Source organism: Mesorhizobium sp. WSM4810, assembly GCF_055811235.1.
Map to the genome: position 1 here is coordinate 246,384 of NZ_JBVVQV010000006.1, position 26,906 is coordinate 273,289.

General features: G+C 63.5%; 29 protein-coding genes. 14 read left to right on the forward strand and 15 right to left on the reverse strand.

Annotated elements, in window-relative coordinates; translation table 11 throughout:
• Both AC0L3O_RS12105 and AC0L3O_RS12110 read left to right on the forward strand, forming a co-directional pair.
• A partial coding sequence (locus AC0L3O_RS12105) for a DbpA RNA binding domain-containing protein (protein ID WP_473615672.1) occupies window positions 1-846 on the forward strand: 846 nt, incomplete at its 5' end.
• A 377-nt stretch (window positions 847-1,223) separates the two neighbouring features.
• Window positions 1,224-1,907: a DUF805 domain-containing protein gene (locus AC0L3O_RS12110; RefSeq protein WP_473475971.1), complete on the forward strand. Its 684-nt coding sequence runs from the start codon at window positions 1,224-1,226 to the stop codon at window positions 1,905-1,907.
• A 42-nt stretch (window positions 1,908-1,949) separates the two neighbouring features.
• Here AC0L3O_RS12110 and leuB read toward each other — a convergent pair whose 3' ends face one another.
• From leuB to AC0L3O_RS12125, 3 genes are all read right to left on the reverse strand, one after another.
• A complete protein-coding gene (leuB, locus tag AC0L3O_RS12115) occupies window positions 1,950-3,053 on the reverse strand; it encodes a 3-isopropylmalate dehydrogenase (protein WP_473615673.1) in 1,104 nt (367 codons plus the stop codon).
• 236 nt (window positions 3,054-3,289) lie between these two features.
• Complete coding sequence (locus AC0L3O_RS12120; RefSeq protein ID WP_473615674.1) at window positions 3,290-3,673, reverse strand: RidA family protein; 384 nt, start codon at window positions 3,671-3,673, stop codon at window positions 3,290-3,292.
• Between the two features lie 717 nt (window positions 3,674-4,390).
• Window positions 4,391-5,614, reverse strand: a complete 1,224-nt coding sequence (locus tag AC0L3O_RS12125; protein ID WP_287121033.1) for an argininosuccinate synthase — start codon at window positions 5,612-5,614, stop codon at window positions 4,391-4,393.
• Window positions 5,615-5,796: 182 nt separating this feature from the next.
• Here AC0L3O_RS12125 and AC0L3O_RS12130 point away from each other — a divergent pair, with 182 nt between their 5' ends.
• Window positions 5,797-6,438: a LysE family translocator gene (locus AC0L3O_RS12130; protein WP_473615676.1), complete on the forward strand. Its 642-nt coding sequence runs from the start codon at window positions 5,797-5,799 to the stop codon at window positions 6,436-6,438.
• Here the strand turns inward: AC0L3O_RS12130 and AC0L3O_RS12135 are convergent.
• The 5 genes from AC0L3O_RS12135 to AC0L3O_RS12155 all read right to left on the reverse strand — a co-directional run bounded on the left by AC0L3O_RS12135 (window position 6,410) and on the right by AC0L3O_RS12155 (window position 9,839).
• Entirely contained in the window at window positions 6,410-6,889 is a 480-nt protein-coding gene (locus AC0L3O_RS12135) for a hypothetical protein (protein ID WP_023803326.1), read from the reverse strand. The genes AC0L3O_RS12130 and AC0L3O_RS12135 overlap by 29 nt on opposite strands.
• On the reverse strand, window positions 6,886-8,121 hold the full coding sequence (rlmN, locus tag AC0L3O_RS12140) for a dual-specificity RNA methyltransferase RlmN (protein WP_473615677.1): 1,236 nt from the start codon (window positions 8,119-8,121) through the stop codon (window positions 6,886-6,888). Before rlmN ends, AC0L3O_RS12135 begins: the two co-directional genes overlap by 4 nt.
• Before the next feature lie 180 nt (window positions 8,122-8,301).
• Entirely contained in the window at window positions 8,302-8,805 is a 504-nt protein-coding gene (locus tag AC0L3O_RS12145; protein WP_023803328.1) for an invasion associated locus B family protein, read from the reverse strand.
• A gap of 234 nt (window positions 8,806-9,039) precedes the next feature.
• Complete coding sequence (locus AC0L3O_RS12150; protein WP_473615678.1) at window positions 9,040-9,402, reverse strand: YkvA family protein; 363 nt, start codon at window positions 9,400-9,402, stop codon at window positions 9,040-9,042.
• Window positions 9,403-9,518: 116 nt separating this feature from the next.
• Entirely contained in the window at window positions 9,519-9,839 is a 321-nt protein-coding gene (locus AC0L3O_RS12155; RefSeq protein ID WP_473615679.1) for a 4a-hydroxytetrahydrobiopterin dehydratase, read from the reverse strand.
• A gap of 52 nt (window positions 9,840-9,891) precedes the next feature.
• Here AC0L3O_RS12155 and AC0L3O_RS12160 point away from each other — a divergent pair, with 52 nt between their 5' ends.
• Window positions 9,892-10,410: a low molecular weight protein-tyrosine-phosphatase gene (locus tag AC0L3O_RS12160; RefSeq protein WP_473615680.1), complete on the forward strand. Its 519-nt coding sequence runs from the start codon at window positions 9,892-9,894 to the stop codon at window positions 10,408-10,410.
• On the opposite strand, the gene thpR is transcribed toward AC0L3O_RS12160, so the two are convergent.
• A complete protein-coding gene (thpR, locus tag AC0L3O_RS12165; protein ID WP_473615682.1) occupies window positions 10,314-10,910 on the reverse strand; it encodes an RNA 2',3'-cyclic phosphodiesterase in 597 nt (198 codons plus the stop codon). The genes AC0L3O_RS12160 and thpR overlap by 97 nt on opposite strands.
• Before the next feature lie 140 nt (window positions 10,911-11,050).
• A complete protein-coding gene (locus tag AC0L3O_RS12170; protein ID WP_473615683.1) occupies window positions 11,051-11,695 on the reverse strand; it encodes an arylesterase in 645 nt (214 codons plus the stop codon).
• An 85-nt stretch (window positions 11,696-11,780) separates the two neighbouring features.
• Between AC0L3O_RS12170 and AC0L3O_RS12175 the strand changes: the two genes are divergently transcribed.
• From AC0L3O_RS12175 to AC0L3O_RS12190, 4 genes are all read left to right on the forward strand, one after another.
• Window positions 11,781-12,491 (forward strand): ABC transporter ATP-binding protein, encoded by a 711-nt coding sequence (locus AC0L3O_RS12175; RefSeq protein ID WP_473615684.1) that lies wholly within the window; start codon window positions 11,781-11,783, stop codon window positions 12,489-12,491.
• Window positions 12,491-15,040, forward strand: coding sequence for an ABC transporter permease (locus AC0L3O_RS12180; RefSeq protein WP_473615685.1), 2,550 nt, complete (start codon window positions 12,491-12,493; stop codon window positions 15,038-15,040). Before AC0L3O_RS12175 ends, AC0L3O_RS12180 begins: the two co-directional genes overlap by 1 nt.
• 241 nt (window positions 15,041-15,281) lie before the next feature.
• The gene (locus AC0L3O_RS12185; RefSeq protein WP_091592171.1) at window positions 15,282-16,061 is read left to right on the forward strand and encodes a Bax inhibitor-1/YccA family protein; all 780 of its coding nucleotides are present in this window, start codon (window positions 15,282-15,284) and stop codon (window positions 16,059-16,061) included.
• 117 nt (window positions 16,062-16,178) lie between these two features.
• On the forward strand, window positions 16,179-16,754 hold the full coding sequence (locus tag AC0L3O_RS12190) for a GNAT family N-acetyltransferase (RefSeq protein WP_473615687.1): 576 nt from the start codon (window positions 16,179-16,181) through the stop codon (window positions 16,752-16,754).
• Here AC0L3O_RS12190 and AC0L3O_RS12195 read toward each other — a convergent pair.
• Both AC0L3O_RS12195 and AC0L3O_RS12200 read right to left on the reverse strand, forming a co-directional pair.
• Window positions 16,751-17,137, reverse strand: a complete 387-nt coding sequence (locus AC0L3O_RS12195) for a DUF2794 domain-containing protein (RefSeq protein WP_023803338.1) — start codon at window positions 17,135-17,137, stop codon at window positions 16,751-16,753. The genes AC0L3O_RS12190 and AC0L3O_RS12195 overlap by 4 nt on opposite strands.
• Window positions 17,138-17,722: 585 nt before the next feature.
• Window positions 17,723-18,517, reverse strand: coding sequence for a DUF1223 domain-containing protein (locus tag AC0L3O_RS12200; protein ID WP_473615688.1), 795 nt, complete (start codon window positions 18,515-18,517; stop codon window positions 17,723-17,725).
• Between the two features lie 179 nt (window positions 18,518-18,696).
• Here AC0L3O_RS12200 and AC0L3O_RS12205 point away from each other — a divergent pair, with 179 nt between their 5' ends.
• Window positions 18,697-19,368 carry a ceramidase domain-containing protein gene (locus AC0L3O_RS12205; protein ID WP_473615689.1) on the forward strand — a complete coding sequence of 224 codons (672 nt, stop codon included), beginning with the start codon at window positions 18,697-18,699 and terminating at the stop codon, window positions 19,366-19,368.
• An 86-nt stretch (window positions 19,369-19,454) separates the two neighbouring features.
• Here AC0L3O_RS12205 and acnA read toward each other — a convergent pair whose 3' ends face one another.
• The gene (gene acnA / locus AC0L3O_RS12210; protein ID WP_473615691.1) at window positions 19,455-22,145 is read right to left on the reverse strand and encodes an aconitate hydratase AcnA; all 2,691 of its coding nucleotides are present in this window, start codon (window positions 22,143-22,145) and stop codon (window positions 19,455-19,457) included.
• A gap of 285 nt (window positions 22,146-22,430) precedes the next feature.
• Between acnA and ccmA the strand changes: the two genes are divergently transcribed.
• The 4 genes from ccmA (at window position 22,431) to AC0L3O_RS12230 (ending at window position 24,706) form a co-directional block, all read left to right on the forward strand.
• Window positions 22,431-23,039, forward strand: coding sequence for a heme ABC exporter ATP-binding protein CcmA (ccmA, locus tag AC0L3O_RS12215; RefSeq protein ID WP_473615692.1), 609 nt, complete (start codon window positions 22,431-22,433; stop codon window positions 23,037-23,039).
• A gap of 109 nt (window positions 23,040-23,148) precedes the next feature.
• Window positions 23,149-23,814: a heme exporter protein CcmB gene (ccmB, locus tag AC0L3O_RS12220; protein ID WP_023803343.1), complete on the forward strand. Its 666-nt coding sequence runs from the start codon at window positions 23,149-23,151 to the stop codon at window positions 23,812-23,814.
• Between the two features lie 149 nt (window positions 23,815-23,963).
• A complete protein-coding gene (gene ccmD / locus AC0L3O_RS12225) occupies window positions 23,964-24,131 on the forward strand; it encodes a heme exporter protein CcmD (protein ID WP_023803344.1) in 168 nt (55 codons plus the stop codon).
• Complete coding sequence (locus tag AC0L3O_RS12230; RefSeq protein ID WP_473615694.1) at window positions 24,128-24,706, forward strand: DsbE family thiol:disulfide interchange protein; 579 nt, start codon at window positions 24,128-24,130, stop codon at window positions 24,704-24,706. Before ccmD ends, AC0L3O_RS12230 begins: the two co-directional genes overlap by 4 nt.
• Before the next feature lie 89 nt (window positions 24,707-24,795).
• Here AC0L3O_RS12230 and AC0L3O_RS12235 read toward each other — a convergent pair whose 3' ends face one another.
• Entirely contained in the window at window positions 24,796-24,963 is a 168-nt protein-coding gene (locus tag AC0L3O_RS12235) for a hypothetical protein (protein ID WP_023803346.1), read from the reverse strand.
• A 269-nt stretch (window positions 24,964-25,232) separates the two neighbouring features.
• Here AC0L3O_RS12235 and AC0L3O_RS12240 point away from each other — a divergent pair, with 269 nt between their 5' ends.
• A complete protein-coding gene (locus AC0L3O_RS12240) occupies window positions 25,233-26,147 on the forward strand; it encodes an SMP-30/gluconolactonase/LRE family protein (protein WP_473615695.1) in 915 nt (304 codons plus the stop codon).
• Between the two features lie 212 nt (window positions 26,148-26,359).
• Here the strand turns inward: AC0L3O_RS12240 and AC0L3O_RS12245 are convergent, their stop codons facing one another.
• Window positions 26,360-26,893 carry an NADPH-dependent FMN reductase gene (locus AC0L3O_RS12245; protein WP_473615696.1) on the reverse strand — a complete coding sequence of 178 codons (534 nt, stop codon included), beginning with the start codon at window positions 26,891-26,893 and terminating at the stop codon, window positions 26,360-26,362.
• Window positions 26,894-26,906: the final 13 nt, after the last annotated feature.

The window sequence follows — 26,906 nt, forward strand, 5'->3', positions numbered from 1 at the left end:
CGCAAGGGTGTCAGGGCGCTGATCGTGCCCAACAATGCCCGCAGGCGCACCGAACGGCTGCTGCAAAGCGCTGGCCTTGCGGCGACCTGGGCAAGCCCGCCTTCGGCCGACGACGTCCTGCGCCGCGACGACGAGCGCATCCTCGCCGACCCGGTTTTCAGCGAGCCTGTGACGGATGATGAACGCGGCTTCATCAATGCGCTTCTTGAGCAGCACGGCCCCGATCAGGTGGCCGCCGCCTTCGTGCGTCTGTGCCGCTCCAGCCGCTCGGCGCCCGAGGATCTCCTAGACGTCGCTCCGTTCACGCCATCGGGCGACAGGCCCTCTGGCGACAGATCTGCCCGTCGCGACGAGGCGCCAAGCCGCCGCGACGATTTCGGCGACAGCGTCTGGTTCTCGCTGTCGGTGGGACGCAGGCAGAATGCCGAGCCGCGCTGGCTGATCCCGATGCTGTGCCGGACCGGCGGCATCTCCAAGCGCGAGATCGGCGCCATCAAGATGCAGCCGGAGGAAACTTTCGTGCAGATCGCGGCGGATTGGGCCGATCGGTTCCTCCAGGCGATCGGCCCGGACCGCAAGCTGCAGAACAACATCGCGGTGAAGCGGCTGGACGGCACGCCCGACCTGTCGCGGGCCGGCTATCAGGAGCCACGGCCGGACAAGAAGCCGCACCGCGGCAAGCGGACGTTCGACCAGAACGCGCCCAAATTCGAGAAGCGCGCACCGTCAGCCGATCAGCGCCCCGCCGCATTCGAGGCAAAACCCTGGGCCGGGAAGACAAGCAAGCCGAAATTCGACAAGGCCGGACCCGCCAAGAGCAAGAAAGCGAAGAAGCGGCCGGCTTAGCGATTTGCTGGCATCGTTGGCTTGTCATGGCCTGCAAGGGCTGGCCCTCGCCAAGGCAATCGATTCAGGTCTGCGCCGCCCCTCATCCGCCTGCCGGCACCTTCTCCCCGTAAACGGGAGAAGCCCGCTGGCCGCAGCCTCGGCGTTCTTTCCGCGACGCCCGCGATTGGCGAAACCGGCGATGACAGCGTCCTTCTCCCCGTCACTATACGGGGAGTGCCCGGCAGGGCGATGAGGGGCGGCGCAGACTTCGACGATTGGTCGTCTCCAACACGAGTGGCGCGCTATCTTTTGTCTGGAGCGATGCTCCCGCGCACGCACCCCTTGCGGTCTGCCGCAACTTTGAACAGTCTGGCCAGCGGGACGAGGGGCAGGACATGCGCGGCGAAGTGCTTCACTATGACGAGGACCAGGGTTTTGGTTTCATCTCCGGGGCCGACGGCAACCGCTACACGTTCGCGCGCGAGGATCTGCGCCGAGAGGCGACGATAGGCAGGGGCACGGCCATCGAGTTCCAGCCGGCTGGCGGACGGGCACGCGAGGTTTTTTCGATCCGTGTCCAGGCTGCCAGTCCGACGGACGCAACCGTGGCCCCGTCTCAGGCCGGCAATGCGCCCGTGGCGCCGCAACATTTCGGCCGTTTCGCTGAAAATGCTCCCGCCACCGACCTTTGGAGCTACTTCCGGCGGGGCCTGACTGAAAATTACTTCAATTTCGCCGGCCGTGCCCGCCGCAAGGAATATTGGGGCTATTGCCTGTTCTGGGCGATCGCGCTGATCGTGGTCGTCGGCGTCGGCCTCTTCATCGACGACGCGATGGGCGATCTTGACGAATTGCCGGCAGCGACGGTCGGTCTTTGCGGCGCGTTTGTGCTGGCGACAATCCCGCCTTGGATCGGACTGAACGTGCGTCGCCTGCACGACATCGGCCTGACCGGCTGGCTTTTTCTGGCGGTGCTCATCCCGACCATCGGCTGGCTGATCATCCTGGTCTTCGCGCTGATCCCGACGCAGGCCCGTGAAAATCAGTGGGGCCCGGTGCCGGCGGGGGTCAGGGCCTAGCTGGTCGACACAGTGATTTAGAGGACCTCGACAGCCACAGGCTCAGCCCAGGAACCTGGCGATGATCGCGTCGCCCATCTCAGTGGTGCCGACCTCGGTCATGCCCTCGGACAGGATATCCCTGGTGCGTAAGCCCTGATCGAGCACGGCGGCGATGGCGGTTTCCAGGCGGTCGGCCTCGGCCACCATGCCGAAGGAATAGCGCATGCACATGGCGAAGGAGGCGATCATGGCGATCGGGTTGGCGATGCCCTTGCCCGCGATGTCGGGCGCCGAACCGTGCACCGGCTCGTAAAGCGCCTTGCGCTTTTTCGTCTTGGCATCCGGCGCGCCGAGCGACGCCGACGGCAGCATGCCGATCGAGCCGGTCAGCATGGCGGCGATGTCGGACAGCATGTCGCCGAACAGGTTGTCGGTGACGATGACATCGAATTGTTTCGGCCAGCGCACCAGCTGCATGCCGCCGGCGTCGGCCAGCATGTGGTCGAGCTTGACGTCGGCATATCTGGTCTTGTGCGTCTGCGTGACGACCTCGTTCCACAGCACGCCTGATTTCATCACATTGCGCTTTTCCATCGAGGTGACGTGATTCTTGCGCGTGCGTGCCAGCTCGAAGGCGACGCCCGAGATGCGCTCGATCTCGAAGGTGTCGTAGACCTGGGTGTCGATGCCGCGCTTCTGGCCGTTGCCGAGGTCGATGATCTGCTTGGGCTCGCCGAAATAGACGCCGCCAGTGAGCTCGCGCACGATCAGAATGTCGAGCCCCTCGACCACCTCCTGCTTGAGCGAGGAGGATGCCGCCAGCGCCGGATAGCAGATGGCGGGTCTGAGATTGGCGAACAGCTCCATATCCTTGCGGAGCCGCAGCAGTCCGGCTTCCGGGCGCACTTCATACGGCACCGCATCCCATTTCGGCCCGCCGACGGCGCCGAACAGCACCGCGTCGGCGGCCATCGCCTTGGCCATGTCGGCATCGGAAATCGCCGCGCCATGCGCATCATAAGCGCCGCCGCCGACCAGCCCCTCATCGGTGACGAAACCACTGCCGAGCTTGTCGTTCATGGCGGCGATCAGCTTCTTTACCTCGGCCATCGCCTCGGGGCCGATGCCGTCGCCGGCGAGCAGGAGAAGATTTTTCGAAGCCATCGGAACCGTCCTAACTGTGGCGCATGACCCCAAAATCGGCATCGATTTCGGAAGGATCATGCGCAGAACCAAAATTCTACAGCGTCCTTTGCGCGTCCAAAAGGACGCGCGGCGCTGTCGTAAGCCGCGGCCTTGCTAAACGCCAAGCGGCTCACGCGCAAGCCTTTGGTTCAGAGCATCTTTGGCGATGCTTGACGCCCGCCGACGTCGCGCAATCTTCTGCGTCGCCGCCGCGCTCAGGCCGTGCGCTTGAGCGCCGTCACTTCGATCTCGATCTTCATTTCCGGCTTGTTGAGCTGGCAGACGATCATCGTCGCCGCCGGCCTGATGTCGCCAAAAGCCTCGCCGAGGATCGGAAAGACGATGTCGACGAAGGCCGCGTCGGAGATGTAGTAATGCGCCCGCACCACATCGGCCATCTCAAAACCGCCGTCCTGCAACGCCTTGGCAATCGTCGCCAGGCAATTGCGCGTCTGCGCCTCGACCGTCTCCGGCATCGACATGGTCGCATAGTCGTAGCCCGTTGTTCCGGAAACGAAACACCAGTCGTCCTGTACCACGGCACGCGAATAACCGGCGGCCTTCTCGAAGGGCGAGCCGGTGGAGATCAGTTTTCGCATGGTTCCCTCGCATATTCTTCAGGCGATATTGAGCTGAAGACGTGCCTTCGGGCTATGGGCCAGGCGGGGTGGATCGACAGCGCAAACCGTTATAGGCAGGCATGTCGGCCCTGCGTTCGATCGCAGCGAGGTCGAGCGAGGCGGCTCGAACTCCTCAAGGCCCCACCAGAAAGGCCAGCGGAACAGGCATCGGCCAACGCAGTGGTCTCCGTCCCGGAAGCCGAGCGGCAGCGAACGTCGATTGTTTCAGCGGCGATTTCATGGGCGCAAGGACATTCGAGATTGGCCGAAACATCCTCCACTTCGTCATCCTAGGGCGAAGCAAGGAGCGAAGCGACGCGGCGCAGACCCTTGGATCCATGCCGTCACCTCGCGGCAGTGCTCCTGCGGACCAGAACCGAACGCTACCACCCCGTTCCGCGCTCGGCCCTTCTGGATTGGTCTTCTCGATCAGTTCGATCTTCCATTGGCGCAGCGGTGGACGCAAGCGCCGTTCTGAGCCGCTGCATTCTTGGGCTGATGTCACGGAATGGATCCCAGGGTCTGCGCCGCGTCGCTTCGCTCCTTGCTTCGCCCTGGGATGACGAAGGCGTAGTAGCTCACGGCTTGTCGCAGACGCTGGTGATTGGCAGCTGGGGGCAGGCGGCCGCCAACGACCGTCCATCGTCCCTTTTGGGCTCGGTCTAAGAGCCAAAGCCCTCCGTGCAGAGAAACTGGCTAGCTTTTTCGGCCGCGCGCCGCCAGCGTCCGCAACCTCAGCGCGTTGAGGCGGATAAAGCCTTCGGCGTCCTTCTGGTCGTAGGCGCCGCGGTCGTCCTCGAAGGTGACCAGCGCGTCGGAATAGAGCGTCTTCTTCGACTTGCGGCCAGTGACGATGACGTTGCCCTTGTAAAGTTTCAGCCGCACCGTGCCTTCGACGTCTTCCTGGCTCTTGTCGATCATCGCCTGCAGCATCAGCCGCTCGGGCGCGAACCAGAAGCCGTTGTAGATCAGCTCGGCGTAGCGCGGCATGAACTCGTCCTTGAGGTGGGCGGCGCCGCGGTCGAGCGTGATCGATTCGATCGCCCGGTGGGCTGATATCAGGATGGTGCCGCCGGGGGTCTCGTAGACGCCGCGTGATTTCATGCCGACGAAACGGTTCTCGACAAGGTCGAGCCGGCCGATGCCGTTGTCGCGGCCGAGATCGTTGAGCGCCGCCAGCATCGTCGCCGGCGATAGTTTCTTGCCGTCGAGCGCGATCGGATCGCCCTTCAGGAATTCGATTTCGATCTCGGTGACCTTGTCCGGCGCGTCCATCGGCGAGATGGTGCGCTGGTGGACGAATTCCGGCGGCTCGCTCCACGGGTCTTCCAGCACCTTGCCTTCGGAGGACGAATGCAGAAGGTTGGCGTCGACCGAAAACGGCGCGTCGCCCTTCTTGTCCTTCGGCACCGGGATCTGGTGCTGCTCGGCGAAGTTGATCAGGTCGGTGCGCGACTTGAACGACCAGTCGCGCCATGGCGCGATGACCTTGATGTCGGGATTGAGCGCATAGGCCGAAAGCTCGAAACGGACCTGATCGTTGCCCTTGCCGGTGGCGCCATGCGCAATCGCATCGGCGCCGGTTTCTTTTGCGATCTCGACCAGGTGCTTGGAGATCAGCGGCCGGGCGATCGAGGTGCCGAGCAAATAGGTGCCTTCATAGACGGCGTTGGCGCGGAACATCGGGAAGACGAAGTCGGAGACGAACTCCTCGCGCACGTCGACGATGCGAATGTCCTTGATGCCCATCATCTCGGCCTTGCGCCGCGCCGGCTCCAGTTCGCCGCCCTGGCCGAGATCGGCGGTGAAGGTGACCACCTCGGCGCCAAGCTCGGTCTGCAGCCATTTCAGGATGATGGAGGTGTCAAGGCCGCCGGAATAGGCGAGCACGACCTTCTTGACGGCTTTTGCTTTCGACATTTGGCTGTTCCGCGACAGGGTTCTTTGCGGGCGAGGTATCACGGCCTTTCCGGGCTGCGCAAGAGACGAACGGTCCCTCGGTCGCTGCTGGCATACTGGATCAGCCCTTGTGCCGGCCAGTCGCTGGTGCGGAGAAGACGCTTGCGCTATAGGCTGCGCTTTCTTTATCCAGGGGCCCGCAGATGTCCTTCATTCCCGACACCACCACGCTGATCCAATTCGCCATCGCCACCGTGATCCTGGCGATCACGCCGGGCCCCGACATGACGCTGTTCGTGTCGCGCACGCTGAGCCATGGCCGCGCCACCGGCTTTGCCTCGATGGCCGGCGCGCTGTTCGGCACGCTGATCCACACCACGCTTGTTGTGGTCGGCATCTCGGCGTTGATCGTCGCCTCGCCAGCGGCCTTTTTTGTCCTGAAGATTCTCGGCGCCGCCTATCTCGTCTTCCTGGCGTGGCAGGCGATCACCAAGGGTTCGGCGTTTTCGCCCGAGAAGAAGAGCGGGCCGGAGATTTCGCTGTTTCGCGCCTGGGCGGCAGGGCTCGGCGTCAATCTGCTCAACCCGAAGATCATCCTGTTCTTCATGACCTTCCTGCCGCAGTTCGTCTCGGCCCATGATCCGAACGCGCCCGGAAAACTGTTCTTCCTCGGCGCGATGTTCGTCGTTTTGTCGATCCCGGTAACAGCGCCGATGGTCTTTGCGGCAGAAAAATTCTCGGCCTCGATGAAAGCAAGCCCGCGGGTAACGCGCGTCGTCGACTATCTGTTCGCCGGGGTGTTTTCGGCCTTCGCGCTCAAGATCCTGACCGCCCAGGCGAAGTAGACCTTCCGGCTTGGCGCCAGCTTCCGGCCGAGCGCCCGGCGCTCAGCCAGTAGAAAATGCCGCCGACCATGCCGCTGCCGATCACGGCAGCGACGACGCGCGGGTCGGTGATCTCGAAATTGGCGTCGGCGGTCTGGTGGGCGAAGCCGAGGAAGACCGCCGCGACCACCGCGCCCGCCAGCGCATAGAACAGCCAGTCGCGCCGTCCGAGGATTTCCGAGACGAGAATCGCCACCGCTGCCGGCATAAAGGCGAAATAGGCGACGAACAGCGCAACGAAGGGGATTGAAAAATACAGCGAGGCCGTCGCCGCCGGCTGCACATGCTCCGGCGTATAGCCCAGCGACGCCAGGAACATGACGTTGAGGAAAGCGCTGGCCGCCAGCGCGGCAACGCCATAACCGATCAGGATGATGGCGAAGCGGATGAAGTAGGCGACAAGGCGGGTCACGCCTCGCCGTGCCCCGCGATCATCATTGCTTCCAGCGCGAGCCGATCGACCTTGCGCATGCGCTCGGATTCCGACTTGAGCTGGCCGCAGGCGGCGAGGATATCGCGGCCGCGCGGCGTGCGGATCGGCGAGGCATAGCCGGCATTGTTGATGTAGTCGGCGAATTTCTCGATCGTCTCCCAGTCCGAGCACTGGTAGTTGGTGCCCGGCCACGGATTGAACGGGATCAGATTGATCTTGGCCGGAATGCCCTTGAGCAGCTTGATCAGTCCCTTGGCGTCCTCGATCGAATCGTTGACGTCCTTCAGCACGACATATTCGAAGGTGATGCGGCGGGCGTTCGACAGGCCGGGATAGGCGCGGCAGGCGGCGATCAGCTCTTTCAAGGGATATTTTTTGTTGATCGGCACCAAAAGGTCGCGCAGATCGTCATTGGTGGCGTGCAGCGAGATCGCCAGCATGACTCCGATCTCGTCGCCTGTGCGGAAGATCTCCGGCACGACGCCGGAAGTGGACAGCGTGATGCGTCTCTTCGACAGGGAAAGCCCGTCGCCGTCGGACGCGATCAGCAGCGCCTTCTTCACCGCCTCGAAATTGTAGAGCGGCTCGCCCATGCCCATCATGACGATGTTGGACACTTTCCGGCCCTCGGCCGGAACGACCGCGCCATCGGGCGTGTCGCGGTCGGGGAAATCGCCGAGCCGGTCGCGGGCGGTTAGAAGCTGGGCGAGGATTTCCTCCGCGGTCAGGTTGCGCACCAGCTTCTGCGTGCCGGTGTGGCAAAAGGAGCAGGTCAGCGTGCAACCGACCTGTGAGGAGATGCAGAGCGTGCCGCGGCCTTCTTCGGGAATGTAGACGGTCTCGATCTCGACCGGCCGGCCGGCGCCGCGCGGCGGAAAGCGAAACAGCCATTTGCGCGTGCCGTCGGAGGAAATCTGCTCCTCGACGATCTCGGGCCTGGCGACGGTAAAATGCCTGTCGAGCTCGGCGCGCAGATCCTTGGAGATGTTGAACATACCGGCAAAGTCGGAGACGCCGCGCACATACATCCAGTGCCAGAGCTGCTGGGCGCGCATCTTGGCCTGGCGCTCCGGCACGATGCCTGATGCAACGAGCGCAGCGCCAAGCTCGGCGCGGGTCAGGCCGATCAGCGACGGTTTTTCGGCCGGCGCGGCGCGGGCGCGCAACGCGTCACGGGCGCCTTCAGTGGTAAGGTCGAATGAGAGGGTCATTGTTGCGCCAATATAAGCGATTTACGGCCGATTACAGCATCGTGCCCGAAATGAAGCGCGGCGCATAGCACAGCTTGACGGCGGAGTCATGCAGGGGCGATCTTTACCCTTCTTCCCACAAGGGCGGAAGGGAGAGCCGTGCCAGGCCCGGACCGGCCCCTCACTCAAACCCGGCTTTGGCTATTTGCACTTGGCGATGGACGACAGCGCCGCCGAAATGCCTTTCAGCGAAAAGACATAGGTGGTGGTGTTGCCGCGGCCGGACTTCGCCTGCACCTTCATGTCGCTGCCGGTTTTCATCGCGGCGATCAGCACCGGCTCCTCGGCGGCGTTTTCGACCCAGGCCGACTTGCCGCGGGTGAACATCGAAAAGCTCTTGCCGTCGATGGTGACGGTGGCCTTGGAGTTTTCCTGGAAATTGTAGCCGGCGATGAATTGCGGCTCGTAAGACACTTGCTGTCCCGGCCGCTGGCTGACGAAGAAGAACATGTCGCCATGGTCAAGCGTCGGCGGCTGCTTGTCGGTCGGCACGGTCAACACATAGCAAACCTTGCCGCCCGACGCCTGGTAGCTGTAGGTGCCCCAGGCATTGTGCTGGCCGATCTTGGTTGCCGACTGCGCCAGAGCCGGCGCTGTCATGGCCACCAGTGCCAGGCTCGAAATTGTAGCAATCAATCCGCGCATCGCTTTTCCCATATATGGTGCGGAGGCAGGCCGGCTCGGCGTCCTGCCCGTCGCTTCATTTTGATTTAATCTGGGTTACCAAACGGTGAAGTTCCCTCAGGAAAAGGACATCCACCCCAGGAAACCGCCGCCATCCTTGCGCCCGTCGCTCGAGAGCGGCAGTTGCAACGTCCCTTTGGCGACTTGGATGCCACGAAAGCGGCAAGAGTTTGACTTTTCTGCCTTATCGCCGGCTCAGCCGTTGTCGGCAATCGCCTGTTTGGCGGCGAGCCGATGCGCCGATGTGATGTGGGCTTTGACGGTGGTGATCGCGGCGGTCAGCACAGCGATGTCGTCGGTAAAGCCCAGTCCGAGGACGAAGTCCGGGATGACGTCAGCCGGCAGCACGAAATAGCCCAGCGCCGCCACCAGGATGCCCTTGGCGCGCAGCGGCGTGTTCTTGTCCATGGCGCAGTAGTAGGCGGCGACCAGTTCCTCCATGAACGGGATCTGACGGGCAGCCCGCTTGGCCGTGCGCCAGAATTTCTCGCGCACTTCGATCTCGTCGCCCGGCTTGCCGCCAAAGCCGAAGAAATCAAAACCTGATTTTTGCGCCATCAGTCTCTCCTAACGAGGCTGCGCATGGCGTTCCACGCGCGCCTGCCAGCGGAAAATGTGGTGAAAGCTCCAGCCCACTACAAGAGCTCGGCCGCTCCCCGGCCTGAAAATCGGGGCTACGGCGTCGACAGATCTCCAACGACCTGACCGAAATAGCGGCTCATCGTCCTGGCCAGTTCGAAGTCGAGCGCGGTCAGGCCGCCGGCATCATGGGTGTTCAGCGTCACGTTCACGGTGTCGTAGACGTTCGACCAGTCGGGGTGATGGTCGATCTTCTCCGCCGCCAGGGCGACGCGGGTCATGAAGGCGAAGGCTTCGGAAAAATCGCTGAAGGTGAAGCTGCGCGCGATCGAGTCGCCATCCTCGGCCAGCGACCAGCCGTCGAGCCCGGCCAGCGCCTCGGCGACCGCCTCCCTGCCCAGTTTCTCTCTCGCCATGGTCGTTTCCTGTGCTATCTGGATTTGCAGTCATCAGCATAGTGCCGGATCGATGAGCGCCAAGCCGATAAAATCCATTCTCTTTGTCTGTCTCGGCAATATCTGCCGCTCGCCACTGGCGGAGGGCGTGTTGCGCGCGGTCCTGGCAGAGCGCGGCCTCGATCGGGATATCCTGCTCGATTCGGCCGGGACCAGCGACTGGGAAGCCGGTTCGGCACCCGACCCGCGCTCGATCTCGATCGCCAAGCGGCACGGCGTCGATATTTCCGGACAGACGGCGCGCAAGCTGGCGCCGGACGATTTTTCGCGTTTCGACCTCATTCTCGCCATGGACCGATCGAATCTCCGGGATCTTAAAGCGCTGGTGCCTGCCGCCATGCGCGACCGTGTCCATCTGTTCCTCGAGTTCGCCGAGGGAAAGGTGGGCGACGTGCCGGACCCCTATCATCAGGGGCCGGAGGCGTTTGCCTCGGTCTACCGCATGATCCGCGAAGCGTCGGAGGCGCTGGCGACGCGGCTCGAGGCACGGGCATCAGTGCCCGACAGCGGCCAGGCCTCCTCGACGATGTAGGGTCCGCCGCCGACCGAATCGCGCGACGACATCAGGACGAAGCGGCCGACACGGAAGGGCAGCGTCGAAAAATTGCCGCGCGCCGAAAGATACTGGGCGACGTCGAGCGGGCTCGAATTGCGCAACCTGGCCAGCGTCACATGCGGCATGAATTTGCGCGGGTCGGCGGGGATGCCGAGGCGCTGGCAGATGCGCTCGATCTCGGCTTGCAGTGCAACAAGATCGGGCGAGGCGGAGACGCCGGCCCACACCGCGTGCGGTTTCTTCTGGCCGAAGGCGCCGACGCCGGACAGTGTTAGCGCGAAGGACGGGCGGTGGACACGGTCGAGCGCGTTGGCGATCTCGTCGGCCACATGGCCCTCGACATCGCCAATGAAGCGCAGCGTCATATGGTAGTTCTCGACGTCGATCCAACGGGCCCCGGGCAGGCCGCCCCGGAGCAGGGACAGCGAAAGGGCGGCATCACGCGGTATTTCGAGGGCGGTGAAAAGACGCGGCATGGCAAGCCTCCTGTCCTCGAATCGAACTCTGCCCCTAGCGAATCATCGAAAATCGAGCGGGGCAAGCGGTTTGTTGGTTGCACCTGGCCTAAAATCAAATCGTGCGGGGAATGCGTAAGCCTCATCGAAATCCGGTCCCTTCAAGAGTTGCCCTTAACCGCGGCAATGGCTTTCTCGACATCCGGCAGTATGCGCTCGACCATGCGGTCGATGCCCTTGGCATTCGGGTGCAGGCCGTCCTCAAGTTGCATAGCTGGTTCGCCGGCGACGCCGTCGAGAAAGAATGGATAGAGCGGGACGCCGTGTTTTTCCGCCAGTTTCGGGAAGATAGCGTCAAAGCCGTTCTGGTAATCGGCGCCGAGATTGGGGGCGGCGCGCATGCCGGCCAGCAGCACGGCGATGTTGCGCTGCTTCAGCTTCGCCAGCATGGCGTCCAGATTTTTTTGCATGATATCGGGAGAAACGCCGCGCAGCATGTCGTTGGCACCGAGTTCGAGAATGACAAGCTGCGTGCCGTCCGGCACCGACCAGTCGAGCCGCGACAGGCCGCCACTCGACGTATCGCCGGAGACGCCGGCATTGGCGACGGTCACATCGTGGCCCTTGGCGCGAAGTGCTGCCTCAAGTTTACGGGTGAAGCCTTCGTCCGGTCCGAGGCCAAAGCCCGCCATCAGGCTGTCGCCGAGGCCGACGATCTTGAACGGCTCGGCGCGCGCCGAAGAAATGGCGCCGCAAATTCCGAGGAAAAGCACGAAGGCTGCGGCAAGTCGGTGTTTGAAAGCCATGCGGCAGGCCCCATATGACCGAGAACATTATACTGGCGGTAGGCGGAATTCTGCCTCTCCCTTTCCCATATAGGACGATTTTATTTTGACAGAAGCCGTCATCGCGCTGAAAAACGTATCGCTGACGCTCGGCGAAGGAGCGTCTTCAGTCCATGTGCTGAAAGGCGTCAGCCTCGACGTGGCAAGTGGCGAGGCGACCGGCATTGTCGGTCCGTCGGGCTCGGGAAAGTCGACGCTGCTGATGGTTTTGGCCGGTTTGGAAAGGGTCGATTTGGGTATGGTACGAATCGCCGGCGAATTGCTGAACGGCAAGAGCGAAGATCAGATCGCATTGTTTCGTGGGCGAAACATTGGCATCGTCTTCCAGTCCTTCCACCTCATTCCCAACATGACGGCGCTCGAAAATGTCGCAGTGCCGCTGGAACTAGCCGGCCATGCCGATCCGTTCGGGGTGGCGGCGCGGGAGCTCGAGTCGGTGGGCTTGAGCGACCGCGTCACTCACTATCCCGGCGAATTGTCCGGCGGCGAACAGCAGCGTGTGGCGATCGCCCGGGCGCTGGCGCCTTCGCCGCGTATCCTGATCGCCGACGAGCCGACCGGCAATCTGGACCAGGCTACGGGACGGCAGGTCGCCGATCTTCTGTTCGCCAAAGCGGCCGAGCGCGGCATGACGCTGGTGCTGGTCACCCACGATCCGGCGCTCGCCGCACGCTGCTCCCGGCAGGTATCGATGCGGTCGGGCCGGATCGAGGATGCGCCAGAACCAGTTCCAAAGTCTGGCAAGGTGCCGGCCTGATGCCGCTGTCGCGCACGCTGAAGCTCGCCTTCCGCTTCTCGCTGCGCGAGATGCGCGGCGGGCTGTCCGGCTTCCTGATCTTCCTTGCCTGCATTGCGCTTGGCGTGGCGGCGATCGGCGGTGTAAATTCGGTGGCCCGGGCGATTACCGCCGGTGTCGCCAACGAAGGCCAGTCGCTGCTCGGCGGCGATCTTCGTTTCCAGCTCAATCAGCGCGCCGCGACGCAGGCCGAGCAGGTCTTTCTTGACGGGCTGGGCACGGTCTCGCACAGCGCCAACATGCGCTCGATGGCGCGGCTCGAGGACGGCTCCGACCAGGCGCTGGTCGAGGCCAAGGCGGTCGACGGCGCCTATCCGCTCTATGGCGCGCTGCAGACCGAGCCGGCGCTGTCGAAGCAGGAATTGTTCGGCGAACAATCCGGTGTTTTCGGCGCCGCCGCACCCGACCTTTTGTTCGAGCGGCTGAACCTTCGGATCGGCGACCGGCTGAAGCTGGGCAGCGCCACCTTCGAACTGCGCGCCCGGCTCGTCAACGAGCCGGACGCGGTATCCGACGGCTTCGGCTTTGCGCCGCGGCTGATGATCTCGACGGACGGGCTTGCCGCTTCCGGTTTGATCCAGCCCGGCAGCCTGGTCGAGAACGCCTACAAGGTGCGCCTGCCCGGCGGCACCGGCGAGACGCGCATAAAAGCCATTCAGGATCAGGCGGCGGAGGAGTTTCCCGAGTCCGGCTGGTCGATCCGCACGCGCAGCAATGCAGCACCGGCGTTGTCCGCCAATATCGAACGGTTTTCGCAGTTCCTGACGCTGGTCGGGCTGACGGCGCTGGTGGTCGGCGGCGTCGGCGTAGCCAATGCGGTGCGCGCCTATCTCGACGGCAAGCGCGGCGTCATTGCCACCTTCAAGAGCCTGGGAGCTTCGGGCGGTTTCGTCTTTGCCGTCTACCTGGTGCAGATCCTGATGATCGCCGTGCTTGGCATCACGCTCGGCGTCGTGCTTGGCGCGCTGATGCCGTTCGCGGCGAGCGCGGCGCTGCAGTCGATCATTCCGGTGCCGGCGGAAGGCGGATTCTATCCCGGCGCGCTCGGCATGGCGGCGCTGTTCGGGCTGCTGGTGACGCTGGCTTTCGCCTTGCTGCCGCTCGGCCGGGCGCGCGACGTGCCGGCGACGGCGCTGTTTCGTGAAATGGGTTTTGAGGGCCGCGGTTTTCCGCGCCCGCTCTACACGGCGGCGGCGCTCGGCATCGCGCTGCTGCTGGCGGCGCTGGCCATTCTGTTTTCCGGCGACCGCTACATCGCCTCGATCTTCGTCGGCGCCACCATTTTTGCTTTTTTGGTGCTGCGCCTTGTCGGCGCGCTGGTGCAGTGGGCCGCCAAAAGGAGCCCGCGCGTTGGCTCGACGGTGCTCAGGCTCGCCATCGGCAACATCCATCGGCCGGGCGCCTTGACGCCGTCGGTGGTGCTGTCGCTGGGACTGGGGCTGACGCTTCTGGTGACGCTGGCGCTGATCGACGGCAATCTCAGGCGGCAGATTTCCGGCAGCCTGCCGGAGCGGGCGCCGAACTTCTTCTTCGTCGACATCCAGAGCAGCGATGTCGATGCGTTCTCGGCGCTGGTCGGCAGGGAGGCGCCGCAAGGCACGCTGGTCAAGGTGCCGATGCTGCGCGGCCGGGTGATGGCGCTGAACGGCGTCGACGTCGACAAGGTCAAGGTCCCGGCGGAAGGGGCCTGGGTGCTGCGCGGCGATCGCGGGCTGACCTACGAGGCCAGAATTCCTGCGAATGCGACGCTGACCGAAGGGACATGGTGGCCCGACAATTATGCCGGCGAGCCGTTGGTGTCGTTTTCGGCCGAGGAAGGCAAAGAGATCGGGCTGAAACTCGGCGATACCGTCACCGTCAACGTGCTTGGCCGCAACGTGACAGCGAAGATTGCCAATTTCCGCCAGGTCGAGTGGGAGACGATGGGCATCAATTTCGTCATGGTGTTTTCGCCCAGCACATTTGCCGGCGCGCCGCACAGCTGGCTGGCGACGCTCACCGAAAAGGGCGCGTCGCCGGCCGACGATGCCCGTCTTCTCAACGCTGTCACCCGTGCCTTTCCCGCGGTGACGACAGTCAGGGTCAAGGACGCGCTCGACATCGTCAACCGGCTGGTGGCGCAACTCGGCACCGCGATCAGGGCCGCGGCCGGGGTGGCGCTGATCGCCTCGGTGCTGGTGCTGGCCGGCGCGTTGGCGGCCGGCAACCGCGCCCGCATCCACGATGCGGTGGTGCTGAAGACGCTGGGCGCCACCAGGAAGACGCTGATCGCGGCCTTTTCGCTGGAATACATGCTGATCGGCCTCGCCACCGCGATCTTCGCGCTGGCGGCAGGCGGCATTGCGGCGTGGTTCGTTGTCGCGCGCGTCATGACGCTGCCGTCGCATTTCATGCCCGATGTGGCGGTGGCAACCATTGTCTTTGCCTTGCTGGTCACGGTCGGCATCGGCCTCGCCGGCACCTGGCGGGTGCTGGGCCACAAGGCGGCGCCGGTGCTGCGCAATCTCTGATCTGCAAGGGTCGGCAAGCTCAACGCGACCGGGATTTGGTTAAATCTTGTTAATGTTGGGCTTCGGACGGCCGATAAATCCGGATTTTTGCTACTTCACGAAGCATTACGCCCGGTTACGGTCTTGTTCTTGACGCCAATAACCATCATATTTCGCGTCAGGCATGCTGGAGCCCCGCCAGCGGCGCCTCGGTCAAAATCGACCGGACACCGGACGGGGCAGAAGCAATATGAGGATTTCCATGGCTGAACCCGTTCGCAATTATCAGACGCGTGCCGTGCCCGGCGTCGGCGTCGATGCTGCTATCGACCAGGGCCTGCGCGCTTATATGATCAAGGTCTACAATCTGATGGGGCTTGGCCTCCTCATCACCGGCCTCGCCGCGGTCGGAACGATCATGCTGGCCACCACCACCGATCCGGCTTCGGCGGTCGCTACGCTGCCGAACGGCGATATGCTGACATCCTTCGGCTACGCGATCTTCGGCTCGCCGCTGAAATGGCTGGTGATCTTTGCCCCCCTGGCAGCGGTGCTGTTCCTGTCGTTTCGCGTCCAGTCGATGAGCGTTTCGGCCGCGCAGACGACGTTCTGGGTCTATGCCGGCCTCGTCGGCCTGTCACTGTCGTCGATCTTCCTGGTCTACACCACCGCCAGCATCTCGCAGACCTTCTTCGCCACCGCCGCCGCCTTTGGCGGACTGTCGCTCTACGGCTACACGACCAAGCGCGATCTTTCCGCGCTCGGTTCGTTCCTGATCATGGGCCTGGTCGGTCTGATCATCGCAAGTGTGATCAACATCTTCCTGCAGTCGTCGGCGCTTTCCTTCGCCGTTTCGGCGATCGGCGTGCTGATCTTCGCAGGGCTGACCGCCTACGACACGCAGAACATCAAGGAGATGTATTTCGAGGGCGACGAGACTGATGTCGCCGGCCGCAAGGCTATCATGGGCGCTCTGAGGCTCTATCTCGACTTCATCAACCTGTTCATGTTCCTGCTGCAGTTCATGGGCGATCGCCGTTAACAACGGCCCCTTGAGTCTGTGGACCAGCGAATTTGGAAAGGGCGGCCCAACGGCCGCCCTTTCCTTCTGTGCCGGCCTTTGCTGTTATAGAAGGCAGATGAACGGCTTGCATAAATTATGAGCACCATCACGATACGCGGCGCGACAGCGGCCGATCTCGACCGGATCACCGCCATCTATGCCGATGCGGTGATCCACGGCACGGCGAGCTACGAACTGGAGCCGCCTGATCTTGCCGAGATGGGCGAGCGCTTCGACAGTTTGATAGCGGGCGGCTTTCCCTATCTGGTGGCGGAAAAAGCCGGCATCGTGCTCGGTTATGCCTATGCCGGCGCCTTCCGGGCGCGGCCTGCGTACCGGTTCATCGTCGAAGATTCTGTCTATGTCGCGCCCGAGGCCAAGGGCCATGGCATCGGGCTGAAGCTGATGCAAGGGCTGATCGCGGCGGCCGAGGCGGCGGGCTTCCGCCAGATCATCGCGGTGATCGGCGACGGTCGGCCGGACAGTGCCTCGGTCCGGCTGCATGAAAAGCTCGGCTTTCGCCATTCGGGCCGTCTGGAAGCCTCCGGCTACAAGCTCGGACGCTGGCTCGACACGGTGTTCATGCAACTGCCGATCAATGGCGGGTCTCAGGTTCCGCCCGATCCCAACTCACTGCCGGAACGGAGATTCCGGAAGCACAACAAGTGTTAGGCCTCGACAAGTTTCAGCGTGCGGTCGAACACGCCAAGCACGCGGCCAAGCTCCTGGCCGCGCTTAAGGATGCGGCCGCCGGCGGCAATGACGGCGAAAGCCCCTTGCCGGCGCGCCAGCTTCGGATCCTTGACGATCTGGAACAGCGGCACCTCGCTGGTGCGACGGAAGACGGAAAAGACGGCGCGGTCGGCAAGATGGTCGATGGCGTAGTCGCGCCATTCATTGGCGGCGACCATGCGCCCGTAAAGCCTCAGGATCTGGTCCAATTCACGCCGGTCGAACCGCACCGGCTGGTCGAGGCGTTCACGTCTTGCCTCATGCAGCGGGATCAGTATTGCGGATGCGTCCCCATCCTCCGTCCCACTGCCGTGATCAGTCATGCCTCGATCCCTTCGAATGAATCTTACATTAATCAAAGTTGGCGCTTTCGCCATGGAATTGCAAGCCCGGCTGGGGAAAGGCTGGCGGCGCAACGTTTCCGCGGTGTCCAGTCACGTTTATAAAAACGCCCGTTGAAATTGGTGATGCTTTGCCACAATCCCGCCTTCTTTTAACCGCGCTAAAGCCCCAATCTCCGACGAATTTACGGATGTTGCCTGAGACGGTTCGGTCCGGCACTGGCTCGTAAACCCCAAGCCCCCCGCCCACGGGTCTGCGTCGGATCGAACCAACCTCGGTTTCTCCCTTGGAGAAATCGAGTGCGACGATCCCAAAACCTAAATGACCGGCGTCAGAAGCAAGCTGACGTCGGTTTTTTATTTTATTGGCCGAGTGAATGCGCGGCCTTCCCTTCTCCACTGTGGGAGAAGGTGTCGCCGAAGGCGACGGATGAAGGATGTTGCAGCTTGGCAATTTGCTTGAAATCGCCGCTGCCTCATTCGACGTTGCGCGCCGATCCACCACCCGGGGCGAGTCGTGGGCCTCGCCCGCCCTTCGGGCCCCACAAGGGGAGAAGGAGAGGGCGTTCAGGGCTTGTGGATCAGGGCGGCGCCCAGGATGGGACCCGGCATGCCGTCCTTGCCCACCGATTGCAGCAGCACGGCGCAGCCGCCTTTCTTGGCAATCACGCTCATCGGCAATTCGTAGCGCTGCGCCTTGCCGTGCCACATGCCGGCGGTCTGGATGCCGGAGACGGCGTTCCAATAAGTCATGCTGCGGCCGGTGTTCTCGCCCTTGCCGATCTTGATGGTCTGCGGCGGGTCGAAATAGACGATGACGACATGGGCATCGCTGGGGCCGCTGCCGGCATCGCCGGCGTCGATGATGACGCGGTCGCTGGTCCGGCTGACGTCGATGGGGACCCGCATGCCCTCGCCGGATGTTTTCATGCGGGCGAGCGCGCCGTCGACTTCCTCGCGGCGGGCGCCGTTGACATGGCTGCGGCCATTGATGACGGCCTGCGGCGTATAGACCGAGCGGCTGCCGAAGGCACGCATATATTCATACTGCCGCTCGGTGTTCTCCTTGCGGCTCAGCGTGTCCTTCCAACCGAGATAATCCCAGTAGTCGACGTGATAGGCGAGCGCGACGATGTTCTCCTTGGCGGCAAGCTCGGCGAAAAATGCATCGGCCGGCAGGCAGGAACTGCAGCCCTGGCTGGTGAAGAGCTCGACCACGCCCAAGGGCTGGCCGACCAGGGATTTATCTGTCTGGGAGCGGTCGGCCTCGCCGGCAAGCGCATTGGCGGCAAGTCCAACTCCGGCAAGCACCGAGAGGGCCAGCGCAAACGCCGCAAGCCGCAATGGTCTTCGAGGTGTCATGGCCGTTTCGACTCCCGCCGGTGATGGCCGGCTTTATTCTGGTTGGCGAAATATGTGGCAGAAGCGGCAGTCAACGGGAAGTCACGTTGCGGTGAAAATTTTACCGCTGCAGCCAACTGCAAGGGCGCAACAGGACGGGCTACACTTCAGGGTAGATACCGATTCGGGCAACAATCAGCATGTGGCAAACTCTCCTGACGCCGGTCGACCTGTACTGCGAGCGGGTCGGGCCAGAGTTCTGGGCCGAGCCGGTCAACGCACTGACCAATCTGGCTTTTCTTGTCGCCGGGCTGTGGGGTGTCCGGGAGGTGCGCCGGCGCGGCACAGGCATCTTCGCCGAAATTCTGGCCTGGTGGGTGGTGGCGATCGGCATCGGCTCGGCGCTGTTCCACACCTTTGCCAACCATGCCACAGTCTGGGCCGACGTGCTGCCGATCGCCGGGTTCACGCTGGCCTACACGCTGTTCAACCTGCGCCGTTTCCTCGCTATGAAATGGGGCAAGGCGATCGCCACCTTCCTTGCCTTCTATGCCGTCACCGGATTGTTGACCTGGGCCGTGCCGGACTGGCTGCGCCAGGCATCGAACGGCACGACCGGCTACCTGCCGCCCTTCCTGGCGCTCGCCTTCTTCGGCGCCTGGGTGGCGGCGAGCGGCAACCGCGCCGGCTGGTACAATCTGGCGGGCTCGGCGATCTTCGTCGTGTCGGTCATCTTCAGGACGATCGATCCGCTGGTCTGCGGCAGCTTCCCGCTCGGCACGCATTTCCTGTGGCACATCCTCAACGGGCTGATGCTCGGCGTGCTGCTGGCGGCGGCGGCGCGGTTCGGAGGGCCGAAATTAGGGCAGTAGGGCAGTAGGAGTAGGGGATAGGACGAGGCAGCGGAGGCGACTTTTCCCCTACTGCCTTACTGCCCTACTCCCCTATTCCCTTCACATTATGCGGCCAGATCGCGCAGCACATATTGCAGGATGCCGCCGTTCTTGAAGTAGTCGAGCTCGTCCAGCGTATCGATGCGGCAGATGATCGGAATGTTCTTCACCGTGCCGTCGCCATAAGTGATCTTCGCAATCATCTTCTGACGCGGCTTGATGGCGCTCAGTCCGTCGATTTCGACCAGTTCGTCGCCCTTGAGGTTGAGCGAGGCCCATGAGGTGCCTTCCTCGAAGACGAACGGGATGACCCCCATGCCGACCAGGTTCGAGCGGTGGATGCGCTCGAAGGACTGAGCGATGACGGCGCGAACACCCAACAGGTTGGTGCCCTTGGCCGCCCAGTCGCGCGACGAGCCGTTGCCGTATTCGACACCGGCGAAGATGACCAGCGGCACGCCTTCCTTCTTGTACTCCATGGCGGCGTCGTAGATCGATTTCTCTTCCTTCGACGGATAGTGGATCGTGTAGCCGCCCTCGCGGCCGTTCTCGCCCAGCATGTGGTTGCGGATGCGGATATTGGCGAAGGTGCCGCGCATCATCACCTCGTGATTGCCGCGCCGTGTGCCGTACTGGTTGAAGTCGGCGACGCCGACGCCATGGTCGGTAAGATACTTGCCGGCCGGCGAGGCCGCCTTGATCGAGCCGGCCGGTGAGATGTGGTCGGTGGTGATCTTGTCGCCGAACAGGCCGAGCACGCGGGCGCCCTTGATGTCGCCGATCGTGCCGAAGCCCGATGTCATGCCAGCGAAGTAGGGCGGGTTCTGCACATAGGTCGAATTGTTGTCCCAGGCATAGGTCTGGCCTTCCGGCGCCTTGACGTTCTGCCAGTATTCGTCGCCCTTGAAGACGTCGGCATATTTGCGGGCGAACAGTTCGCGCGTCACGTTCCTCTCGATGAACTCCTGGATCTCGACCGAGCTCGGCCAGATGTCCCTGAGGTAGACCGGGTTGCCGTCGCGGTCCTCGCCGAGCAGTTCGGTGGTCAGATCCTTGGTCACGGTCCCGGCCAGTGCGTGGGCGACGACCAGCGGCGGCGAAGCGAGGTAGTTCGCCTGCACGTCGGGCGAGACGCGGCCTTCGAAATTGCGGTTGCCGGAAAGCACCGCGGCAGCAATCAAGCCCTTGTCGTTGATGGTTCTGGAGATCGGCGCCGGCAACGGGCCGGAATTGCCGATGCAGGTGGTGCAGCCGAAGCCGACCAGATTGAAGCCGATCTGGTCCAGTTCCTTCTGCAGGCCGGATTTCTCCAGATATTCGGCGACGACCTGGCTGCCCGGCGCCAGCGATGTCTTGACCCACGGCTTCTGCTTGAGCCCGAGCCGGTTGGCGTTGCGTGCCAGCAACCCGGCGCCGATCAGCACGCTCGGGTTCGACGTGTTGGTGCAGGAGGTGATGGCGGCAATGACGACGTCGCCATGGCCAAGGTCGTAGTCGGTGCCCTCGACGGCATAGCGCTTGTCGATTTCGACCGCCTTCTTGTATTCGGTTTCCATCGCCTTGACAAAGCCGGCCGGAATGCCTTCGAGCGCGACCCGGCCCTCTGGACGCTTTGGGCCGGCCATCGACGGCACGACACTGCCGAGATCGAGCTCGAGCAGGTCGGTGAAGACCGGATCGGCCGACCCGGTATCGCGCCACATGCCTTGCGCCTTGGCGTATGCCTCGACCAGCGCGATGCGGTTTTCCTCGCGGCCGGACATGGTGAGGTAGCGGATGGTTTCGCCATCGACCGGAAAGAAGCCGCAGGTCGCGCCATATTCGGGCGCCATGTTGCCGATGGTGGCGCGGTCGGCCAGCGTCATGTTGGACAGACCCGGACCGAAGAATTCGACGAACTTGCCGACGACGCCCTTCTTGCGCAGCATCTGGGTGACGGTGAGCACGAGATCGGTGGCGGTGACGCCTTCCCTGAGCCTGCCGGTGAGCCGGAAGCCGATGACTTCGGGCAACAGCATGGAGACGGGCTGGCCAAGCATCGCGGCCTCGGCCTCGATGCCGCCAACGCCCCAGCCGAGCACGCCAAGGCCGTTGATCATGGTGGTGTGCGAATCGGTGCCGACGCAGGTGTCGGGGTAGGCGGTGGTTTCGCCGCCTTCGGAGTTGGTCCACACGACCTGACCGAGATATTCGAGATTGACCTGGTGGCAGATGCCGGTGCCGGGCGGCACGACGCGGAAATTGCGGAAGGCCTGCTGGCCCCATTTCAGGAATTTGTAGCGTTCCTCGTTGCGCTCGTATTCAAGCTCGACATTCCGGGCGAAAGCCAGCGGCGTGCCGAACTCATCGACGATGACCGAGTGGTCGATGACCAGGTCGACCGGCACCAGCGGATTGATCTTTTGCGGGTCGCCGCCGAGCGAGGCCATGGCATCGCGCATGGCGGCCAGGTCGACCACGGCCGGAACGCCGGTGAAATCCTGCATCAGCACGCGGGCCGGGCGATAGGCGATCTCGACCCCGGCGGTGCCCCTGTCGGTCAGCCAGCCGGCGACCGCCTGGATGCTCTCCTTGGTGACGGAACGGCCGTCCTCGTTGCGCAACAGGTTCTCCAGCAGCACCTTCATCGAATAGGGCAGTTGGGCGATGCCGGTGAGGCCGTTCTTCTCGGCCTCGACGAGGTCGTAGTAAACATAGTCGGAGCCGCCCGCGGTCAGCGTGCGACGGCAATTGAAACTATCGAGGGATTTTGACACGTGCGATCCGTCCTTGTCTGTTCAGCCTGAAAGGGAACGGACGCCGATGGCATGCAATCACGCGCAAAGGTGCGGGTACGGCCATTTCCGCTGTCCGTTCCCAGCCAACCCGAGCCGTTCAAGGCGGCGCGTGCGCTGGTTCGGCGCTAATTCGCTTCCCGTGCCGACCGCTGGCACGGATGCCCCGCATATAGAGAATTTCCTGGAATAGTTCTAGACAGTCGAAAGGCTATTTTGTGCAATGCGGCAGCTGCCGTGAAGCGGCGTTCTCGGGACGGGCAAGAAATGCGGCTGATCGCCGAAAATCTGGGCGGCGAACGCGGCAGCGAGGCGGTTTTTTCCGGCATCGGTTTTGCCCTGGAAAAAGGCCAGGCGCTGATCGTCACCGGGCCGAACGGCGCGGGGAAATCGACGCTGCTCAGGGTGGTCGCCGGGTTGCTGCCGGTGGCGGCAGGCCGTTTGCTTGTCGAAGGCGGCGGTGAGGATTTTCCGTCGGTCGCCTCGGCCTGCCACTATCTCGGCCACCAGAACGCGATGAAGACGGCGCTGAGCGTGGCGGAGAATCTGCGCTTCTGGCGCGATTTTTCGGGCGCGGATTTCTTGAGCGCCGAAGAGGCGCTGGCAATGGTCGGGCTTGACGGTATCGGCCATCTGCCGTTCGGCTATCTCTCCACCGGACAACGCCGCCGCGCGGCGATCGCAAAACTGCTGGTCAGCCGGCGGCCGCTGTGGCTGCTCGACGAGCCGACGGCCGGATTGGACAAGGCTTCGGAAGAACGATTCGGCCGGCTGATGCGGGAGCATCTGGACGAGGGCGGAATCATTATTGCGGCGACGCATCTGCCACTGGGGTTGGAGGGGGCACAGGAATTGAGGATGGGGGAAACTCGGTAATGTCGGCGTTCCCGCCCACCCCCTTCTGTCCTGACAGCCAATCTCCCCCCTTGAGGGGGAGATGTCCGGCAGGACAGAGGGGGGTGCCTGGGCAAGGGCATCTAAAACCATGCTAGCCCTCTTCCTGCGCGATATCCGCCTGAGTATCCGGGCCGGCGGCGGGGCGCTGACCGGCGTGATCTTCTTTCTCGCGGTGATCGCCACAATCCCGTTCGGCGTCGGGCCGGACCTCAATCTGCTTGCCCGCATCGGCCCGGCGATCCTGTGGATCGGCGCCTTGCTGGCTTGCCTGCTCGGCCTCGACCGATTGTTCCAGGCCGACCGGGAAGACGGCTCGCTCGATCTGCTGGTGCTCGGCGACGACCGGCAGATGCTGGCGCTGACCGTGCTGACAAAATGCCTGGCGCATTGGGCAGGAAGCGTGCTGCCGCTGGTCATCGCGGCACCCCTGCTCGGCCTGTTCATGAACATGGAGCCGATCGGCATCGGCGCCACGGCGCTGACCCTTCTGGTCGGCACGCCGGCGATTACCTTCATCGGCGCTGCCGGTGCGGCGGTGGCGGTGGCACTGCCGCGCGGCGGGCTGCTGATCTCGGTGCTGGTGCTGCCGCTGACCATCCCGGTGCTGATCTTCGGCGTCTCGGCAAGCTATGGCGCGGTGGCGAACCCTGATCCGTTTCTGCAGCCTTTCCTCATTCTTGCCGCGCTGACCTTGTTTCTTGCCGTGCTGGGGCCGGTTGCGGCAGCGTTGGCGCTGCGCCATGGAACCGACTGATTTGGCCGGCCATGTTGGTGATTACAGGGCGTCAAAGGCTGCGGCGCTGCTGTCGATTGCGAAGCCGATGGCGCAGGGTTAAAGGAAGGCATGTTGGAACGAAGCGAAATGGTCCGGCTGAAAGGTTTTGCACCGGAGGAGCGACCCCTATGAGCGCGCATGCGCTCTATGTGACCGCTGCCTATGCCATTACGGCCGTGGTGCTGGCCGGGCTGATCGGCTGGATCCTGCTCGACCAGCGTGCACGCAGACGAGACCTCGCCGAGCTGGAAGCGTCCGGCGTGCGGCGGCGCTCCGATAAGGCGGGGAAATCATGAGCATGGAGACGGAAACGCCGGCGCGCTCACGCCGCCTGATCGTGCTGTTGCCGCTGCTGATTTTCCTCGGGCTGGCGGGGCTGTTCCTGACGCAGCTGCTGTCCGGCCGCGACACTTCGGAAGTGCCATCGGCGCTGATCGGCCTGCCGGCGCCGCAGACCAATCTGCCGGCGCTGGAGGGCATGAATTTGCCGGGGCTCGATTCCAGGCAGTTTGCCGGCAAGGTCACGCTCGTCAACGTCTTCGCGTCGTGGTGCGGGCCGTGCCGCGACGAACATCCGCTGCTGCTGGCGCTGTCGCAGGACAAGCGCTTCGTCATCGCCGCCCTCAACTACAAGGACCAGCCGGAAAACGCCCGCCGGTTCCTCGGCGATCTCGGCAACCCGTTCCAGGCGATCGGCGTCGACACGGCAGGGCGCGCGGCGATCGACTGGGGGGTCTACGGCGTGCCGGAAACCTTCGTCGTCGGCAAGGACGGCAAGATCGCCTACAAGCACGTCGGCCCGCTGACGCCGGGCTCAACACAAGCGCTGCTGCTGCCGGAGATCGAGAAGGCGCTGGCAGCACCCGGCTGATGGCCCCGCCGTTTCGTCATCCTTGGGTCTTCACTCCGCTTTGCGTCGTTACGCCCAAGGATTACGAACGTGATAGGTCGACCGAAGATTCAGCCGTAGACCTGCTTGTGGACCTGGTAGAGCATTTCGCTGCGGTCGGCGCGCATGTCGGCCAGATCGCGGCTGGAAAACGAATCGATTTCGGCGATGAGGCGGTTGTATTGCCGGCGCTTGGCGATGCTGGTGCGAGCGCGGCTCATTAGGCTGTCGAGAATCATAGCGAGGTTCCTTCTGTGCAGCATTGTTGCGGCAGGTTGTTCCTCCCTGATCGATACGCAGCATGACATAGTTATGGTGCATCGCAAAAAGAAGATGTTGCAATGCACCATTGCGCTGGGCGCATAGCCGGTTAACGGCGCATGGGCCCGTCCTTCGTCACTCGAGCAAGAGCCGCATTGCCTGTCCCGATACAACGATCTTGCCATATCGATCGCCGGCTGGCTTGATCGCGCCGGCACCAACGATTTGCATGACCCGGGAGAAAACCATGGCCGAAGATTACGAAATTCTCGATCCACGCTTTGCGCGGCTGTTCAACGGCAACGCACAGGTGGACAAGCTGTTCACCGGATGCCGGTGGGCCGAAGGGCCGGCCTGGTTTGCGGCCGGCCGTTATGTGGTCTGGTCCGACATTCCCAACAACCGCATGCTGCGCTACGACGAGACCGACGGCAGCGTCAGCGTGTTCCGGCAGCCGTCGGGCAATTCCAACGGCAACACCGTCGACCGGCAGGGCCGGCTGGTCACTTGCGAGCATTCGGGCCGCCGGGTCAGCCGCACCGAGCATGACGGCTCGATCACCACCATCGCCGACAAATGGCGCGGCAAGCGGCTGAACTCGCCCAACGATGCGGTGGTCAAGTCCGATGGTTCGATCTGGTTCACCGACCCGACCTACGGCATCGATACGGATTATGAGGGCGACAAGGCCGAGAGCGAGATCGGCGCCTGCCATGTCTACCGGGCCGACCCCGGCACCGGCGAGATCGAAGCGGTGATCACCGACATGGTCAGGCCCAACGGGCTTGCCTTCTCGCTCGACGAGAGCAAGCTCTATGTCGTCGATACCGGCCGCACGCATGGCGCGCGGAATCCGGCGCATATGCGGGTGTTCGATGTCGACGGGGCCGGCAAGAAGGTCTCAGGCGGAAAGGTCTTCGCCGATTGCACGGCCGGCCTGTTCGATGGTTTCAGGCTCGATGACCAGGGCCGAATCTGGACCAGTGCCGCCGACGGCATCCATTGCTACGATCCGGACGGGACGCTGATCGGCAAGATCAAGGTGCCGGAAGTCGTCGCCAATTGCGTGTTCGGCGGCAACAAGCTGAACTGCCTCTACATCGCCGGCACGACGTCGCTCTACATGGTCCGGCTGATGGTCAACGGCGCAAAGACATTTTGAGCGGCCCTGGGGCCTTCGAAGAGGTCGCTGCGCGTGACTGGTTCGTCGGCGAGACCAATGTCGCGGCGTTGAGACCGAAGGGAAATTTGCGAGAGGCTGCGGGACAGCGCCCCGCTCTGCCCTGCCGGGCATCTCCCCCACTTGGGGGCTTATCGCCGACGCTTGCTTCGCGTTCGCTCCGCCCGGGATAACGAAAGCACGGTGGCCGCCGCTTAACGCGACCGGATGAAATCGGCGAATGCCGAAATGGCGTTGTGCATTGCCAGTTGGCTTGCCGGCTCCGATAGGATTTTGTCCACCTCCGGTGGCCTCTTGCCGAGCAGGGCGATTTCGAGCGCGGTGTCTTCAACAAGCGCGAAAGACATGGTGCGCATGATCTCGGCCAGAGCCGCGCGGGCAAACAGCGAGCGCGGCGAGGCGTGCACCAGCATGGCCGGCTTGCCGACAGCTGCATCGCGCGACACCAGCCAGTCGAGCGCGTTCTTCAGCCCGCCCGGTACGCCATGGGCATACTCAGGGCAGGAGACGATCACGCCGTCAGCGGCGGTGACCGCGTCGATCAGCACGGATGCTTGCGGTGGCGTCCGCTCGCCTTCGTCATCCGGATTGAAAATCGGCAGCCGGCCAAGCCCGTCATAGACGGATACGTGACAGTCCGGCGGCGCGTTTTGCGCGAGCGCCGCGACCAGGGTCGAATTGGTCGAGGCGGCGCGCAGGCTGCCGGAAATGGCGAGGATGTTCAGCAAAGGCTTAGAGGCG

What these genes read in the sequence shown, in the direction of transcription:
- AC0L3O_RS12235 (WP_023803346.1), bottom strand. Translation starts at nt 24,963, where the DNA reads ATGATTCTCGACAGCCTAATGAGCCGCGCTCGCACCAGCATCGCCAAG.
- ccmA (WP_473615692.1), top strand. Translation starts at nt 22,431, where the DNA reads ATGCGGCTGATCGCCGAAAATCTGGGCGGCGAACGCGGCAGCGAGGCG.
- rlmN (WP_473615677.1), bottom strand. Translation starts at nt 8,121, where the DNA reads ATGACCCTCTCATTCGACCTTACCACTGAAGGCGCCCGTGACGCGTTG.
- AC0L3O_RS12170 (WP_473615683.1), bottom strand. Translation starts at nt 11,695, where the DNA reads ATGGCTTTCAAACACCGACTTGCCGCAGCCTTCGTGCTTTTCCTCGGA.
- AC0L3O_RS12200 (WP_473615688.1), bottom strand. Translation starts at nt 18,517, where the DNA reads ATGACACCTCGAAGACCATTGCGGCTTGCGGCGTTTGCGCTGGCCCTC.
- leuB (WP_473615673.1), bottom strand. Translation starts at nt 3,053, where the DNA reads ATGGCTTCGAAAAATCTTCTCCTGCTCGCCGGCGACGGCATCGGCCCC.
- AC0L3O_RS12180 (WP_473615685.1), top strand. Translation starts at nt 12,491, where the DNA reads ATGCCGCTGTCGCGCACGCTGAAGCTCGCCTTCCGCTTCTCGCTGCGC.
- AC0L3O_RS12130 (WP_473615676.1), top strand. Translation starts at nt 5,797, where the DNA reads ATGTCCTTCATTCCCGACACCACCACGCTGATCCAATTCGCCATCGCC.
- AC0L3O_RS12240 (WP_473615695.1), top strand. Translation starts at nt 25,233, where the DNA reads ATGGCCGAAGATTACGAAATTCTCGATCCACGCTTTGCGCGGCTGTTC.
- AC0L3O_RS12150 (WP_473615678.1), bottom strand. Translation starts at nt 9,402, where the DNA reads ATGGCGCAAAAATCAGGTTTTGATTTCTTCGGCTTTGGCGGCAAGCCG.
- AC0L3O_RS12230 (WP_473615694.1), top strand. Translation starts at nt 24,128, where the DNA reads ATGAGCATGGAGACGGAAACGCCGGCGCGCTCACGCCGCCTGATCGTG.
- AC0L3O_RS12205 (WP_473615689.1), top strand. Translation starts at nt 18,697, where the DNA reads ATGTGGCAAACTCTCCTGACGCCGGTCGACCTGTACTGCGAGCGGGTC.
- AC0L3O_RS12155 (WP_473615679.1), bottom strand. Translation starts at nt 9,839, where the DNA reads ATGGCGAGAGAGAAACTGGGCAGGGAGGCGGTCGCCGAGGCGCTGGCC.
- AC0L3O_RS12125 (WP_287121033.1), bottom strand. Translation starts at nt 5,614, where the DNA reads ATGTCGAAAGCAAAAGCCGTCAAGAAGGTCGTGCTCGCCTATTCCGGC.
- AC0L3O_RS12160 (WP_473615680.1), top strand. Translation starts at nt 9,892, where the DNA reads ATGAGCGCCAAGCCGATAAAATCCATTCTCTTTGTCTGTCTCGGCAAT.
- ccmB (WP_023803343.1), top strand. Translation starts at nt 23,149, where the DNA reads ATGCTAGCCCTCTTCCTGCGCGATATCCGCCTGAGTATCCGGGCCGGC.
- AC0L3O_RS12195 (WP_023803338.1), bottom strand. Translation starts at nt 17,137, where the DNA reads ATGACTGATCACGGCAGTGGGACGGAGGATGGGGACGCATCCGCAATA.
- AC0L3O_RS12120 (WP_473615674.1), bottom strand. Translation starts at nt 3,673, where the DNA reads ATGCGAAAACTGATCTCCACCGGCTCGCCCTTCGAGAAGGCCGCCGGT.
- AC0L3O_RS12190 (WP_473615687.1), top strand. Translation starts at nt 16,179, where the DNA reads ATGAGCACCATCACGATACGCGGCGCGACAGCGGCCGATCTCGACCGG.
- AC0L3O_RS12185 (WP_091592171.1), top strand. Translation starts at nt 15,282, where the DNA reads ATGGCTGAACCCGTTCGCAATTATCAGACGCGTGCCGTGCCCGGCGTC.
- AC0L3O_RS12110 (WP_473475971.1), top strand. Translation starts at nt 1,224, where the DNA reads ATGCGCGGCGAAGTGCTTCACTATGACGAGGACCAGGGTTTTGGTTTC.
- AC0L3O_RS12145 (WP_023803328.1), bottom strand. Translation starts at nt 8,805, where the DNA reads ATGCGCGGATTGATTGCTACAATTTCGAGCCTGGCACTGGTGGCCATG.
- ccmD (WP_023803344.1), top strand. Translation starts at nt 23,964, where the DNA reads ATGAGCGCGCATGCGCTCTATGTGACCGCTGCCTATGCCATTACGGCC.
- thpR (WP_473615682.1), bottom strand. Translation starts at nt 10,910, where the DNA reads ATGCCGCGTCTTTTCACCGCCCTCGAAATACCGCGTGATGCCGCCCTT.